A 15,191-nucleotide genomic window follows, 5' to 3' on the forward strand; every position below is an offset into this window, starting at 1 on the left:
CGTTAACCTAGGCTTCATCAGCCTTTTAGCGAGATGTCGGCCTGTCAATGTTAGTTAATTCGTTACGAGAATGAGAGATTTGTAAATACCCACTCATTTCGATTGATGCGTTTTGCTACAAATATGAAATGGTTCTGACATAAAGGATAAATAGCATCCGCCCTGAAGTTTTTACTCTACAGCTTCAAATAAGGCTAGACCAACTAGCTATATTATAATTTTTCAGGGGTCAGATAATGTTTAACCATAAAATTAGTCGCTTAGCGCTGGCGACTTGCTTTGCTTTAGGTGTCGTATCTCTACCAGCTACCGCATCGCAGACTGCATCTAACATTCGAGGCCACATTGTTGGCCCAATGGGTAATGCAGTAACCGATGCAACTATTACTATTATTCATGAACCAACAGGTACAGTAACAGAAGTACCTGTCGGCTCAGACGGTCAGTTTGCTGCCCGTGGTTTACGTGTTGGTGGTCCATACATCATCAAAGTCGGTTCTGATGAATTTGCCGATGATGTTGAGCAAGGTTTGTTTTTAAATGTAGGCGAAACACTGCGTTTTAATCGTGAATTAAAATCTGCTGCTGATATTGAGCGAATTGGGGTAGTCGGCAACGCAAACTACTACCGTTCAGCTGGCAGTAACAGTGAGTTTGGTGCTGACGATATTGCTAATTCACCTGGTATAAACCGTGACTTAAAAGATGTATTACGTCAAAACCCAATGGCGGTTGTGGGGAATGATGGTATCTCTATGAGTGTTGCGGGTATTAACCCTCGTTTTAACACCTTTGTGGTTGATGGTGTATCTCAAAATGATGATTTCGGCTTAAATTCAAATGGTTACCCAACTCAGCGTTCACCAATATCTATTGATGCTGTAGAGAGTGTTGCATTAAATACTTCGCCATTTACCGCGCGTAGTGGTGGTTTTTCTGGGGCACAAGTTAATGCGGTAACTAAGTCGGGTACCAATGAGCTATCGGGTACGATGTTTTGGGAAACCACCAATGACAGCATGGCTGGTGATGGTAAAGACCAAATCACTGGTGAAGCTTTAAAGCAGGATTTCGAAGAAATCACATTTGGTGGCACGATTGGCTTTCCTTTGATTAAAGACAAGCTATTCTTCTTCGGCTCTTACGAGAACTTTGATGCACCACAAGCGGCTGAATGGGGACCTGCAGGAGCGGGTTTCCCAAATGATTCTCGGGTCACACTTGAAGAATTAGAGCAGATTAATAGCATCGCTAGTAGCGTATATGGCCTTGATAATATCGGTAGTTATAACGCCACACCTCAAGAAAGAGATGAGAAGATTCTGGCTAAGTTAGATTGGAACATTAACGATGACCACCGAGCTTCTTTAACCTACCAAAAAACGGTCGGCAATATGACTAACCGTGTTTCTGATACCGAAGGTTACTTAAACTTATCAAGCTATTGGTACGATAAAGAAGAAGATTTCGAATCTTACGCTGCGATTGTATACAGTGACTGGAGCCATGACTTCACGACTGAATTTAAAGTTGCTTATAAAGACACTGTAAGTAGCTCTAACCCTGTTGATAATTTGGGTATTGGACAAGTTGCTGTAAAAACTGATGGTGGTACCGTTACTTTTGGTACTGAGCGTTCGCGCCAATCAAATGAGCTAGATAATCAAAACTTGGAAGTGCGTTTTGTGGGTGATTATTACCTAGACGAGCATAAGATTGGTTTTGGTTTCCAGTACAACAGCATTGACGTCTTTAACCTGTTTGCTCAAGACACTATGGGTACATGGGATTTTGATTCTATCGAAGACTTCGAGCGTGGCATTGTTGATCGCTTCCGCTATCAAAATGCTTTATCAGGCAATCCAGATGATGTTGCCGCTCAATTTAACATGGAAACGCTGGCATTATTCCTAGAAGATACCTGGGAAATTAACTATGACTTAGAAATGACCTTTGGTGTGCGCTACGAAAGGATCATGATGTCAGACTCGCCAGAGTTAAATAGCAACTTTGTTGATCGTTACGGCTTTGCTAATAACAGCACAATGGATGGTCTAGATATTTGGCTGCCACGGATAGGATTAAATTACGTACTAACGGATGATGTGACGTTACGCGGTGGTGTCGGTCGCTACAGTGGTGGTTACCCAACGGTTTGGATGTCGAATAGTTTCTCAAATGACGGCAACAGCTTATTAAGTTATACCGGCGGTTGGAACGATGCGTGGGGCACACCTGATTTTGGTAATGTTCCTGGTGAAGCGCAAGATGGCCTTGTGGGTGGAGACGGTAATACTAACTCACTTGACCCGAACTTTGAGTTACCATCAGATTGGCGAGTCAGTGTTGGCTTTGACAGTACTTGGGACTTAGGAGCCTTAGGTCAAGATTGGTTCTTTGGTGGTGAATTCCTCTACATCCAAAAAGAAAATGATGTAACTTGGGTTGATTTATCTCGCCGTAAAGTCAGAACTGATGATACTGGTCGTGTAATTTATGAAACTTGGGATCCATTAGCGAATAACGGACAAGGTGGGCACACAGAGCGTTCAGATTTAATGCTCACTAATGCAGACACTGACGGCTCAAGCAAAACGTTAAGCTTTAGCTTGGCGAAGAATTGGGACATGGGTCTGAACATGCGCTTTGGTTATGCATATAACCAAGTGGATGAAGGTAACCAAGGTTCATCTTCTACAGCAGGTTCAAACTATCAATACCCGATTGTTGGCGCAGATCGTAACGGCACCACTATGGGGCCAGGCTATTATGAAACGCCACATCGTTTCACTCTTAGCTTAGGTTACGACACTGAGTTATTTGCAGGTTATAACTCTAGCTTCAATATGTTCTATGAAGCACGCCAAGGTAACCCAATGAGCTGGGTATTAGGTTCGTATAATGACCGCGGATTTGGTGACCAAGGTGATTACGCCTACTCTGATGCATATCTACCGTATATTCCAACAGGTGCTGATGATGCCAATGTTGAATATGCTGGTGGCTTAACTTATGAAGAGTTTAAAAAGGCCATTGATGAGCTTGGGTTAGGTAAATACGCAGGCGGACTCATTGATAAAGGCACTCACAATCAACCTTGGGTACATCAATTAGACTTCCGTTTCACCCAAGAATTACCGGGCTTTACTCAAAAACATAAAGGCATGCTGTACTTCGATGTTAAGAACGTATTGAACTTGCTTAATGATGATTGGGGTAAGGTACAATATCAAAGTTATGGCAACAAGGTGCTTGTTGATCACAGCTATGATGCAGAAACTGGTGTTTACACTTACTCAACTCCGTTTGGTCAAGACGGCATAGATACTTCCAACTTCAATACTTACGATATTAATCAGTCAGCATGGCAGATTAAGGTTGGAGTAAAATACATGTTCTAACAAGAACCTGTTGAAAAATACCGAGCTTAGGCTCGGTATTTTTTTGTGTTTTTGAACCTGATTTGTCCATTTAGTGATGCTGTTTATTCATGGTAAGCTTGCGATAAAATCATTAAGTGGTGATCAATCAGAATGTCGCGATTAGATGCAATGCAATGGAAGTTACTCAGCTTTAATGAATTTAGCCTAGATGAGCTATACGAAGTATTAAAGCTTAGAGTTGACGTGTTTGTGGTTGAGCAAAACTGCCCTTATCCAGAGCTGGATAATAAAGACAGGTTGCCTGGTGTTAAGCACCTATTAGGACTAAATCCGCAAGGCGAACTGATTGCATATACAAGAATTTTACCTGCAGGCGTGAGCTACCCAGAGGCGAGTATCGGTAGAGTCATTATTGCTGAATCTGGACGCGGTAAGGGAATTGCTCATGCATTAATGCAACGGTCAATTGATGTGGTAAAAGAGTTGTGGCCACAGGAAAATATTCAAATCGGTGCTCAGCAACATTTAAACCATTTTTACCAGCAGCAAGGGTTTATCAATAATTCAGAGATGTACCTTGAAGACGGCATCCCACATATTGATATGTTACTTACCTTGCAACCAAGTTGATTACCGAAGAATGACAAATAGTGATTGTCATGGGGTTAAATTTACCTATCAAAGATCGCATTATTGATTTGGTAATAAAATGAGTATTACGACCATAAATTTAGCCCATAAAAAAGAGTGCCTAAAGCACTCTTGTTTAGTCGGCGTTACATACCAGGCTACTCATTGCGTAACTGCTTTGCGTTACTTTTTCCCTTTATTGGGAAACGTCTCGTAATTTGATGTCGGGGCGTAGGTTTAATTCGCCTTCAAAATCAATTACAGCGAGTTCTTTTTGTTGAGCAATAACTGCCAGAGGGCCTTCTGGCATCATTCTAACGAAAAGCAACCGGTATCCAAATCGGTTTAAATCATACAGCGCCATTTTTTGGTCTGCTGTCATGAGTTCCCAATGTTGTTCCTGATCGAGAGTTTCCCCTCTACGTTCACTGAGTGCATATGCAACTTGATTCATAATCAATAAGCCTGAATAATTTATTGGTTTAACGAAACGACTATATCAAGGCATACGATCAATTCAAACGATTTGGATCAATAATTAGAATAAAAAACAACCACTACGGTGTGTATTTATACAAAATATGCCGATTTTTCATCAAAGGAAACAACATTGATTAACTATATTGAGCCTGTTTTTCGTCCGCCTTCTGAGTGGAAATCGCTTATTTTACAAGTCACTAATGGCTGTAGTTGGAACAACTGCAGCTTTTGCGATATGTATACTCAAGAGCAAAAAAAGTTCAGAGCCAATAAAGCCGATAAAATTGAACAAGATATCTTAGCTGCTGCGGCATCGGGACATTCCATTAGTCGAGTATTCTTAGCCGACGGTGATGCAATGACATTGCCGTTTAAACGGCTAAAAGAAATTTGTCAGTTGATCAATACCCATCTGCCATCAGTGACTCGCATAAGCAGTTATTGCTTACCACGTAACTTAACTAATAAATCGGTAGAGCAGCTGGCAGAGCTGCGCCAAATGGGCTTGTCATTGCTTTATGTTGGTTGTGAAAGTGGTGACAACGAAGTACTTAAACGCATTGAAAAAGGCGAAGACTTTGACTCATCTTTACTGGCGCTGAAGAAAATAAAACAAGCAGGAATGAAGTCATCGGTGATGATTTTAATGGGCCTAGGTGGCAAAAAACTGTCATTGCAACATGCTAAAGCCTCAGCTGAGCTAATGAATGCAGCCCAGCCAGAATATTTGTCCACTTTAGTGGTAACACTGCCATTGGGCACAGACAGAATGGACAGTGCTTTTGATGGACATTTTGAGTTACCGGATCAGTTAGGATTACTCAGCGAAATGCAAGCGTTACTCACAGGACTTGAGTTGGAGAAAACCATTTTTAGATCGGATCATGCATCGAATTATTTAGTGCTGAAAGGGGTACTAGGTAAGGACAAAGTACAACTATTAGGGCATGTTGAGCAGGCGATCAAGGGCATGGTGCCGTTACGTCAAGAGTGGCAACGAGGCTTATAGGATATACCCGATATGCATCTTTACTGATTGGATACCGGGTTCAATTTAGGACATTAGACTGAATGCCGCTTTTAAGGGGTACCTTCAGCCGCTGCTGTCATTAAGGCATTTTTAAAGTCAGTCACCCAACGTCGATAAACTGTTTTTACATCGCCCCAGTTAAACACTTTGGTGTTTTGTCGCCATTGATCAAACCCCATTGCACGATCAGCGGCTTTTGCAAGTACATCACCTGTTTGACCATCTTTGAGTACCGCCAATAACACCATAGAACCAGAATTTTGTGTGTAAGTGGTGCCCATAGAGTTATAACTTCGACGACTATTTTCAACTGGTGCACTTAAGCGGATATCGCTGACAGCGGTTTCTACAATCAAGGTATTTGGCCCTTTGGAAGAGACTAATTCAAAAGGTTGTTCACTGTTAAATACATCTTGGACGGTTTTTGAAAATTGCACAGCCATTTTATCCAGAGATTCTTGTGGCAGATCGTAAGTGGCAAAAGCGCCATCAGTTTGTCGATCAATTCTTGGGGCACGGTAATCGGCAGGGTGATCATTGGTGACTTTTGTTGGCACAAAATAGAGCTTGGTATATTGACGCCAGTTAACGCCAGGTTTGACGTAAGAAAGTTCCAGCTTTGAATTATCGACTTTAACTAACCCATCTTTAGTGATTTCGGCATCAGGCCCTTGCTGCAAAGTGGCTGGAGCTGAACTACAACCTACGATCGTTAATAGTAATAAGCCTGCAATAGATGTAGAAGTTGCATAAGTCTTGCGCATATAATCAATCCCTTAATTTATGTAATATGAATAAATATGGCAGGTCTTACTAGAGTGTCAACACTCATGAGTGCAGCTTTAGTATTTATGTTAGGGAATGTTTTTTACTTGGAGTGTTAGTGATATGGATATTCGAGTTGACGATTTATCAGGCCCTGAAATTGCTGAGTTATTAACAGAACACTTGCAAGATATGTACGCTACATCACCAGCAGAATCAGTGCATGCCCTTGATTTAGATAAACTGAAACAGCCAAATATTACTTTTTGGACGATATGGGAAAACGACTTATTAGCAGGCTGTGGTGCTATTAATTGGTATTCAGTTGAGCATGTAGAAATAAAATCGATGCGCGTTTCTAATCCGTTTCGTCGCCGAGGCGTTGCTGCGACATTACTGGGCTTTATGCTTAATGAAGTAAAAAACAGCGGGGCTCAAACGGTTAATTTAGAAACCGGCTCAATGGATTTTTTTGCCCCTGCAAGACGGTTATATGCTCGTCATGGTTTTACCGAATGTGGTCCGTTTGCTGATTATGAAGCCGACCCCAATAGCGTGTTTATGACACGTTCTTTATGACGGCTTATGCTGGTAGTTTGCCAACCATTTAATCTTCCAACTCATCTTGGAAGATGTCTTCAATCGTGAGGCCGAATAACCTCGCGGCCTTAAACGCTAAAGGCAAACTAGGATCAAACTTTCCTTTTTCGATCGCATTAATGGTTTGCCGAGACACATGGAGTAATTCAGACAGCTGGGCTTGAGTTAAATCGCGTTCAGCTCGAAGCACTTTAAGTCTATTTTTCATCGGTATTTCCTATTGCCTAACAAAATGCCCACCATGTAAGTAAGTGCCATTATTATTACCAAGTGAGATATCTCGGCATTAAAACCAATCAACCCTGTTACATCTAAATTTGAATAACTTAAGCCGACAATAAGGCCTACACCTAAGCTGCCAGCCATCGCATTCAGCTGAATGCGTTGTTGCATTTCATCTAAGTTGGCCAAATGACGTTTATTAGCGAGGATCATACCGACACCAACAGCGAGGTTTAGTCCAATTGCCAATAAGGTAAGTAAATCATTTTCTTGCCATATTAGTTTTGAACCAAAGTTAGCGATTGCCATGGTAACAACCCAAGCAGTCGTCCATTTAGCTAATGACTTTGTCTGTCTGTGATTGTTTGCTTTCCAGCTTTTTTCAGGTTCATTGTGGGTCATCTCTCTCTCCTTAGATTTAAGTTAACTTGTCATAATGTCAATTAAACTTGACTTTATGGTGCAGTATTTGACCTCCTAGAGTCAAGTTTATTTTACTTTTTGTCGTTATTTGATGACAGAATTGAAAACTAATATAGGCAGTGAATTACTAATTATTTTAGTAAATATGATTTAAAACAGAATCTTAAATATTGTTCTTGAGTATGAAAGTGAGGAGGGGCGAGACGAAAATAACATGAAGAAAACAAAATGTTTGGGTGAACAGGAATTAAAAAGACTCAAGCTTAGTCTGAGCATAAGCTTGAGTCTATAGGGTTTGATTAGCAGTAAATCAGTTATTGCTACAGCTTTTTTACTAGTAAAATTATTGCTGCAGATGGATCTCTCTGACAGGACAAGGGATGGTAATACTGGCGGCCCTTAATGCGTTAATGATCGCCAGGTTGCTTTGGTATTTATCATCATAGTAACTGTTAGTAGGCACCCAATAGCGCACCCCAATCTCCATACCAATACTGTTAAAGTCATTAATGCCTACTTGTGGAGGACGGGATTGAGTTACCTTTTCTTGGGACAACAAAGCATCAGTGATGAGCGTGGTGACTAATTGCGGGTCAGTCTCATAATCAATATTAAACTTGGTTTCTACCAGTTTATATTCCTGAGAATTATGCAAAATTTCTCCAACAATATGTTTATTAGGAATATTGATTAACTCACCTTCTTCATTCGTTAGAATCGTCAGGCCTAATTGAATTTTTTGGACTACACCGGATACACCTTGTATCTCAATGGTGTTACCAATGACAAATGGGCGAGTGACGATAATGGTAACCCCTGCTGCGTAGTTTGCCAGCATGCCTTGAAGTGCTAAACCAGCACCTAAAGATGCGGCACCAATTGCGGCTACCATAGGAGTTACGCTGATCCCAAGTTTGCCTAAACAGATAATTGATACCATGACTATGATGGTAATTCTGACAAGATTGGAAACAAAGTTACCTAACGTGACATCAATATTATGTTTTTCAAATTGATTGGTAACAACATCAGACATCTTGTTGGCGACCCAAATACCAATCAGCAAAATGATGATAGCGCCAACGATTTGAAAGCTGTACTGAACAACAAACTCTGTCAGCATTTCATAAACATTCTGCAGTTGTGCTAATTCTTGATCTAAACCCGCTGGAGTCTCATTCATAATAATGGTCTTTTTATTGGATGAACAAACAGATAATGACTGATTATAGTGTTGTAATTAAGTGTTGTCTTGGGTTGTTTTTTAACGTTTTTAGATAATTAGATTTACAAAATTTTCATTAATCCTATTTCATTAATTTTAATGTCGTTAATACGTGAGATACATCAAGTTTTTTAGGCTGCTTAATAGGTAGGAAATTTCATTAAGGTATAGTTTATTGCACCCTCTATTTGAAGACTTTTTCTATGACTAAGGCTTTAAACCCTACTTCAGGAATAACAAGATGAAAGCAATTTTATTTGTAGTAAGTTTATTTTTTATGACGACGGCGCAAGCCAATGTGTTTGCTGTGAACGATAAAATTGAACCTGTGACATTAGAAGACCAATTTGAACAACCGCTAGTGATTAACGAGCAAACCCAAGTAGTATTATTTAGCCGTGGTATGAAAGGTGGCGACTTTATTCAAGCTGCTTTAGAAGCTGTCCCTGCAGAGAAACAACCTAAAAACATGGCTTATATTGCAGACATCAGTGGCATGCCTTCTTTAATTGCCCGTTTTGTTGCTATCCCAAAAATGAAAGACTTACCTTTCTCAATGGGACTTGATCGCGAAGGTGAAGTGACAGCCCCATGGCCTGCAGAAAAAGATATGGCGACAGTGGTTACTCTAGATAAGTTCACTGTCACTAGCATTGAATTCTTTGATAACAGTGAAGCGATTGTTGAAGCGATACGTCAAAAGTAATTTGACCAATATAAACTGCTTAAAACTAAAGGACGCATCAGCGTCCTTTTTTATTGTTCAACTGGCAACTTATTACTTTGATGCTAGCTTACTACTTAGGTTCGAGTAATCTGAAACTCCCGTCAAATCACTTACTGCTTTTTCAGCATGGTATATATTTCTTCTTTTAAATGTAACTTCTTCGATTTAAGTATTTTAAGCTCAGGCGTGGTGTCGCTATTATAATGCTTTTCATGGTGCTTAATTTTTTCATCTAACTGATTATGCTCATCAAAAATCTTGGAAAAGTGTGCATTTGATGTTTTTAATTTACTGATTAATTCGCGGTACTCTGGAAACATAGAACAACTCCTTTTAGTTACTGTTAACTTAAAACTACTCCTACTTTGGCGAGGGGAATGTGACAGAGATCAACTATTGCTTGGTTTTAATTTTAGCAGAGTAACGAAGAATAAGAGTTGCATTAAGCTTGGGCTAAATCGCTACGACTGAACTAAGATTAGCTATTATTTTTTAAGTGGTTTATTGTTCGCTAAATTAGTATTCACTGTTCGCATTTGTAAATTTGCCACAGCAATCGTTTTATAAATATCAAGATTTATGTGATCGAGTTAACCTTAACTCAGCGAATAGTGGGTTAAAGTCGACACAATTAGGATTTTATATTCAATAATGAAAGGGGTTTTCAACATGGCCGACGTATTTCACTTAGGTTTAACCAAGCAAATGCTTGATGGCGCAACTTTGGCAATCGTGCCGGGTGATCCAGAAAGAGTTAAGCGTATTGCTGAATTAATGGACAACGCGACTTTCTTAGCAAGTCACCGTGAATATACAACGTATCTTGCTTATATTGATGGCAAAGCCGTTGTGGTTTGTTCAACAGGTATTGGTGGTCCTTCGACTTCAATCGCCGTTGAAGAATTAGCGCAATTAGGTGTCTCAACCTTCTTACGTGTTGGAACAACGGGTGCGATTCAACCAGAAGTTAACGTAGGTGATGTGATTGTGACTCAAGCATCAGTGCGTTTAGACGGTGCTAGCTTACATTTTGCTCCGCTTGAGTTCCCTGCAGCAGCCGACTTTAACTGTACTACCGCTATGGTAGCGGCGTGTCGCGATTATGGTTTAGAGCCTCATGTTGGTATTACTGCTTCTTCAGATACCTTCTACCCAGGTCAAGAGCGTTACGACACTGTTTCGGGTCGTGTGACTAGTCGTTTTGTTGGCTCAATGAAAGAGTGGCAGTCTATGGGCGTACTGAACTATGAAATGGAGTCAGCGACCTTATTCACTATGTGTGCATCACAAGGCTGGCGTGCAGCTTGTGTGGCCGGTGTGATTGTTAATCGTACTCAGCAAGAAATTCCTGATGAAGCGATGATGAAGAAAACCGAAGTTAGTGCAATCACCATTGTGGTTGATGCAGCACGTAAGTTATTAGCGTAATCTATATTGATTCAATAGCTTAATTTATTGTTATTAAAGGTGCTTAGGCACCTTTTTTGTTGCCTTTTTTTAACTGAACATGAAGTGGATTTAATGTAAACGAAGGTTTCCTGAAAGTGAATGTGATTGCAATTTCATCGTTTTACTGTATTGTTGACATAATATGTCGTGTTGTTGATGCAATAGCCAATATCAATAAACGCCATAGTTTTGATGAATGTGCCTTAGGCATTCCACTAGTTATCAAGTCTATTAACCGCATCCCAGAAATCGGGATTGGAACAGGGTTAAATAGCTTAAAGGATTTTATGATAACGTTTTTACAGGGGGGTATATGGAGTTTTCAAATCCAACCAGCATTTGGTTAATTGTTGGTCTTGTCTTAATGCTCGCGGAAATCATTGTTCCGGGTGGCATCGTTATCTTACTTGGCGCCGCATGCGTCATCGTCGCAGCTGCTTTGTTTGCGGGTATCGTCGACGGAGCAACGCAAAGCTTTACGCTTTGGTTTATCACCTCAATCGTGTTGTTACTTAGTTTCCGCCATATTACTCAAAAAATGATTGGTGGCGATGCTCATGTTGATAATACTGATGAAGAAATGGATTTATATAATCAAGTTGTCACGGTAAAGGCTGATATTGGTCCAGGTGAGCAAGAAGGACGGGTGACGTTTTCTGGCACTGAATGGCCAGCGTTAGGTGACGGTACTGAGATTAAATCAGGCAGCAAAGTGCGGATTATCTGCCGCGAAAATATTGCTTTAATCGTTGAGCCTTACGTAGAAACTGAAGCACCTAGCTAGCGCGTTCTCGCGCTATTAATAAATCGCTAATTTAAGTAAAAAAACAATATTTACATCATTACAGTTAATGGTGCGCAATATTATTTTCAGAAGGAAGGGGAAGTATGTTTGAACTAACCATCGCTTTTTTATTTATCATGTTTATTCTTTATAAACTGATGTTGATCGTACCTATGCGTGAGGTCAATGTGATCGAACGTTTAGGAAAATTTAGAACGGTACTTAAACCGGGGTTTCATTTTTTAGTGCCATTTGTTGATCGCGTCGCGTACCGCCATGACACCCGTGAAGAAGTATTGGATGTACCGCCGCAGAGCTGTATTTCGAAAGATAACACTCAATTAGAAGTCGACGGCTTAGTGTACTTAAAAGTCATGGACGGTAAGTTAGCCAGTTATGGTATTGAAAATTATAGAAAAGCTGCAGTTAACTTAGCACAAACCACCATGCGTTCAGAGATTGGTAAATTAACCCTATCGCAAACCTTCTCAGAGCGTGACAGTTTGAATGAATCAATTGTTCGTGAGATTGATAAAGCATCCGATCCTTGGGGGATCAAAGTGCTGCGTTACGAGATCAAAAATATCACCCCTTCTATTCATGTTATTCATACCCTTGAAAAGCAAATGGAAGCTGAGCGTCGCAAACGTGCCGAAATTACCTTAGCTAACGCAGAAAAAGACGCGATGATTAATATCTCGCAAGGTGAGCGTCAAGAAGCGATTAACTTGTCAGAAGGGCAAAAGCAAAAGCGAATTAATGAAGCGGTAGGTTCAGGACAACAAATTACCATTATTGCCAAAGCAAAATCTGAAGGCATGGATATGATTTGTACTGCACTGGCCAACCAAGGCGGTAATGACGCGATGAATATGATGCTTAAAGAGCAGTTCATCAGCCAAGTGGGTAATATTCTATCTGAGTCTCAAGTATCGATTGTGCCTGCTGAAATGGCCAAGCTTGAAGGATTCTTTGAAGGGATGGAACAAGTCACCCACGCAGTAGCCAAAGCACCGTCAGCAACAAAAGGAGCACGCTAATATGTTAAATGGAATTGATACCGATTTCGTGGTGATGATTATTTGGGGCGCAATCTTTTTAATATTCGTCTTAAAACTGTTTCAATCTATCCGCTTAGTACCAACCAAGTCAGCATACATTGTTGAGCGTTTAGGTAAGTACCACAATACGCTAGATGCAGGTTTTCATGCCTTAGTGCCTTTTATTGATAAAGTGGCCTATATCCATGATTTAAAAGAAGAAACTATTGATGTCCCACCGCAAGAGTGTTTTTCAAGTGATGAAGTTAATGTCGAAGTCGATGGAGTGATTTATATCTCTGTCACCGACCCAGTTAAGGCAAGCTACGGTATTACTGATTACCGCTACGCAGCGATTCAACTGGCACAAACAACCACTCGTTCAGTCATTGGTACCCTTGATTTAGATCGTACTTTTGAAGAGCGTGATGTGATTTCTGCCAAAGTAGTACAAGTACTCGATGAAGCGGGTGCTATATGGGGTATTCGAGTTCATCGATATGAAATCAAGAATATCACCCCGCCTGAAACTGTTAAAAATGCTATGGAAATGCAGGTGAATGCTGAACGTGAGCGCCGTGCACTACTGGCTCAAAGTGAAGGTGATAAGCAAAGTAAAATCAACCGTTCTGAAGGTGTTATGGCAGAAACCATTAACCGCTCAGAAGGTGAAATGCAGCGTATTGTCAACGAAGCTGAAGGTAAAGCGGAAGAGATTTTAACCCTTGCTAAAGCGACTGCTGAATCAATCGAGCGCTTAGCTGTTGTGATTTCAAAGCCAGGCGGTCAAAGTGCGCTACGTTTACAATTAGGTGAACAGTACTTTAAGCAGCTTGAAGGTCTAAGTGACAAAGATAACCGTGTGGTATTACCGGCTAATTTGATTCACTTTGATCAATGGATGAATAGCATGGGCCTTGAAGATCAAAAGAAGAAGTAGCGTTAAACAGCTTTAATTCAGCTCATTAAACCCATAAAAAGAGGTTAGCACTTAGCTAGCCTCTTTTTTTATCTTGACCTTAAACCTAGAAAAGAAGCCTTTGCGAAATCAATAAGATAACGTTATGTTTAATTAAACGCCCTTTAAGTCTATTTAACTCTAGGTCTGTTGGGTTGAGCTGAGTTCATATCGTTTGATCGTAATTTTAAGTTCTGACGGAAGATAAATGAAACCAAAGGTTTTGCATTGTGTAGATGACCCAAACATGGGCGGCGTCAATTTTGCGCTGCAGAGTTTGTGTGGCTCGCCTTTGAAAAATGATGTTGATTTTACCATTCAATATATCGACTTTAGCCAAGCAGTAAAATTAAATGAAGTCCCAGATATTGTTTGCCTACATGGGGCTTCAAATTGGCGTAATTTATTCAATGTTTTAAGGTTTAAACTGACCTACCCTAAAGTGAAACTAGTTCTACAAGAGCATCATTACAGCGCTGCATTTGTCGATGAACAAATTAAATCACCACGACGTTTTTATTTGATGCTAAAGCTCAGTTATGGGCTAATGGATAGGGTTATTGCCATTTCACCATCGCAGCAAAAGTGGATGCTAAAACATAAGCTAACAACAGCAAACAAAATTGCATTATTAGGGCAGGGGCGTGATTTAACCGGTTTCACCGCTAACAATAGTTCGCTACAGGAAAAGAGCGAGAATACAGTTCCGATAATCGCCGCCTATGGCCGATTTCACCATCAAAAAGGTTTTGATTTATTAATTAACGCATTGAAGCTAGTTAAGCTGCCTTGCCGATTAAGGTTAGCAGGTGAAGGGGCGCAAGTTGCTAAGCTAAAAGAGTTAGCAGCAGAGCATTCAAATGTAGGCTCGGCAAATATTGAGGTGGTCGATAAAGTTGATGATGTACCAAGTTTTTTACAAGCGTGTGATGCGGTCATCATCCCTTCTAGATGGGAACCATTTGGTCTGATATTCATCGAATCACTGGCGATGAATAAACCGATTATCTCAAGCCAAGTGGATGGGTTAGGGGATCAAATTAATCAACACTCTGCTAATCACCTTATTGAAGGTGGTCATCAATCTGCGATAACCCCAATTGCTGAACCTATATCAGTTGAAAACATTGCTGATGCCATCGATCTATTTCTATCACAAGCGGCTTCATTAAATCCAGACGCGAATATTGGCTATATCAATCACTGGAAAGAGCAACAATGGCTTGAGCTACAACAAGCATGGAAAAGCTTGTTTAAGCAGTTGTTGGGAGATAAGTAAGGGGATTTTCTAGTAAATCTACAGTAGAAAATAGAGCCAGAAAAAGTTTATTCTGCGCCATTTATTTAGCGATGTTTGGAGTAAATCAAAGTCGTGGCGCTTCGCCCACACCCGACGAAAGGGAAACAACAGCATTTCCCTTCTCGACAGCCCTTGCCGCTCCGACGAAGTGTTGTTCCTCATGCTAAAGAGCTAA

The 15,191-nt window shown here is 40.5% G+C and carries 16 protein-coding genes; 10 read left to right on the forward strand and 6 right to left on the reverse strand.

Going from position 1 to position 15,191, the window contains the following annotated elements:
* Window positions 1-236: 236 nt before the first annotated feature.
* Window positions 237-3,401, forward strand: a complete 3,165-nt coding sequence (locus tag QPX86_RS02350; protein ID WP_285163993.1) for a TonB-dependent receptor — start codon at window positions 237-239, stop codon at window positions 3,399-3,401.
* 150 nt (window positions 3,402-3,551) lie between these two features.
* Complete coding sequence (locus QPX86_RS02355; RefSeq protein ID WP_285165125.1) at window positions 3,552-4,013, forward strand: GNAT family N-acetyltransferase; 462 nt, start codon at window positions 3,552-3,554, stop codon at window positions 4,011-4,013.
* 196 nt (window positions 4,014-4,209) lie between these two features.
* On the opposite strand, the gene QPX86_RS02360 is transcribed toward QPX86_RS02355, so the two are convergent.
* Window positions 4,210-4,467, reverse strand: coding sequence for a hypothetical protein (locus tag QPX86_RS02360; protein WP_285163995.1), 258 nt, complete (start codon window positions 4,465-4,467; stop codon window positions 4,210-4,212).
* A gap of 156 nt (window positions 4,468-4,623) precedes the next feature.
* On the opposite strand from QPX86_RS02360, the gene QPX86_RS02365 reads away from it, so the two are divergent.
* Entirely contained in the window at window positions 4,624-5,502 is an 879-nt protein-coding gene (locus tag QPX86_RS02365) for a radical SAM protein (protein ID WP_285163996.1), read from the forward strand.
* 71 nt (window positions 5,503-5,573) lie between these two features.
* Here QPX86_RS02365 and QPX86_RS02370 read toward each other — a convergent pair whose 3' ends face one another.
* The gene (locus QPX86_RS02370; protein WP_285163998.1) at window positions 5,574-6,287 is read right to left on the reverse strand and encodes a DUF3313 family protein; all 714 of its coding nucleotides are present in this window, start codon (window positions 6,285-6,287) and stop codon (window positions 5,574-5,576) included.
* A gap of 124 nt (window positions 6,288-6,411) precedes the next feature.
* Here QPX86_RS02370 and QPX86_RS02375 point away from each other — a divergent pair, with 124 nt between their 5' ends.
* Window positions 6,412-6,867, forward strand: a complete 456-nt coding sequence (locus QPX86_RS02375) for a GNAT family N-acetyltransferase (protein ID WP_285164000.1) — start codon at window positions 6,412-6,414, stop codon at window positions 6,865-6,867.
* A gap of 28 nt (window positions 6,868-6,895) precedes the next feature.
* Here QPX86_RS02375 and QPX86_RS02380 read toward each other — a convergent pair whose 3' ends face one another.
* The 3 genes from QPX86_RS02380 to QPX86_RS02390 form a co-directional block, all read right to left on the reverse strand.
* Window positions 6,896-7,096 carry a helix-turn-helix transcriptional regulator gene (locus QPX86_RS02380; RefSeq protein ID WP_220755233.1) on the reverse strand — a complete coding sequence of 67 codons (201 nt, stop codon included), beginning with the start codon at window positions 7,094-7,096 and terminating at the stop codon, window positions 6,896-6,898.
* Complete coding sequence (locus tag QPX86_RS02385) at window positions 7,093-7,512, reverse strand: hypothetical protein (RefSeq protein WP_220755234.1); 420 nt, start codon at window positions 7,510-7,512, stop codon at window positions 7,093-7,095. Before QPX86_RS02385 ends, QPX86_RS02380 begins: the two co-directional genes overlap by 4 nt.
* A gap of 364 nt (window positions 7,513-7,876) precedes the next feature.
* Window positions 7,877-8,716, reverse strand: coding sequence for a mechanosensitive ion channel family protein (locus QPX86_RS02390; protein ID WP_285164003.1), 840 nt, complete (start codon window positions 8,714-8,716; stop codon window positions 7,877-7,879).
* Between the two features lie 283 nt (window positions 8,717-8,999).
* Here QPX86_RS02390 and QPX86_RS02395 point away from each other — a divergent pair, with 283 nt between their 5' ends.
* Entirely contained in the window at window positions 9,000-9,464 is a 465-nt protein-coding gene (locus QPX86_RS02395) for a hypothetical protein (protein WP_220755236.1), read from the forward strand.
* Window positions 9,465-9,595: 131 nt separating this feature from the next.
* Here the strand turns inward: QPX86_RS02395 and QPX86_RS02400 are convergent, their stop codons facing one another.
* Window positions 9,596-9,805 (reverse strand): YdcH family protein, encoded by a 210-nt coding sequence (locus QPX86_RS02400; protein ID WP_220755237.1) that lies wholly within the window; start codon window positions 9,803-9,805, stop codon window positions 9,596-9,598.
* Between the two features lie 349 nt (window positions 9,806-10,154).
* Here QPX86_RS02400 and udp point away from each other — a divergent pair, with 349 nt between their 5' ends.
* The 5 genes from udp to QPX86_RS02425 all read left to right on the forward strand — a co-directional run bounded on the left by udp (window position 10,155) and on the right by QPX86_RS02425 (window position 14,995).
* Window positions 10,155-10,913 carry a uridine phosphorylase gene (udp, locus tag QPX86_RS02405; protein ID WP_220755238.1) on the forward strand — a complete coding sequence of 253 codons (759 nt, stop codon included), beginning with the start codon at window positions 10,155-10,157 and terminating at the stop codon, window positions 10,911-10,913.
* A gap of 334 nt (window positions 10,914-11,247) precedes the next feature.
* The gene (locus QPX86_RS02410) at window positions 11,248-11,718 is read left to right on the forward strand and encodes an NfeD family protein (protein ID WP_220755239.1); all 471 of its coding nucleotides are present in this window, start codon (window positions 11,248-11,250) and stop codon (window positions 11,716-11,718) included.
* A gap of 104 nt (window positions 11,719-11,822) precedes the next feature.
* Complete coding sequence (locus tag QPX86_RS02415) at window positions 11,823-12,758, forward strand: SPFH domain-containing protein (protein WP_220755240.1); 936 nt, start codon at window positions 11,823-11,825, stop codon at window positions 12,756-12,758.
* A gap of 1 nt (window position 12,759) precedes the next feature.
* Window positions 12,760-13,698 carry an SPFH domain-containing protein gene (locus QPX86_RS02420; protein WP_220755241.1) on the forward strand — a complete coding sequence of 313 codons (939 nt, stop codon included), beginning with the start codon at window positions 12,760-12,762 and terminating at the stop codon, window positions 13,696-13,698.
* 226 nt (window positions 13,699-13,924) lie between these two features.
* The gene (locus tag QPX86_RS02425; protein ID WP_285164010.1) at window positions 13,925-14,995 is read left to right on the forward strand and encodes a glycosyltransferase family 4 protein; all 1,071 of its coding nucleotides are present in this window, start codon (window positions 13,925-13,927) and stop codon (window positions 14,993-14,995) included.
* The last annotated feature ends 196 nt before the right edge of the window (window positions 14,996-15,191 follow it).

The sequence above is a fragment of the Shewanella goraebulensis genome (assembly GCF_030252245.1).
GTDB lineage: Bacteria > Pseudomonadota > Gammaproteobacteria > Enterobacterales > Shewanellaceae > Shewanella > Shewanella goraebulensis.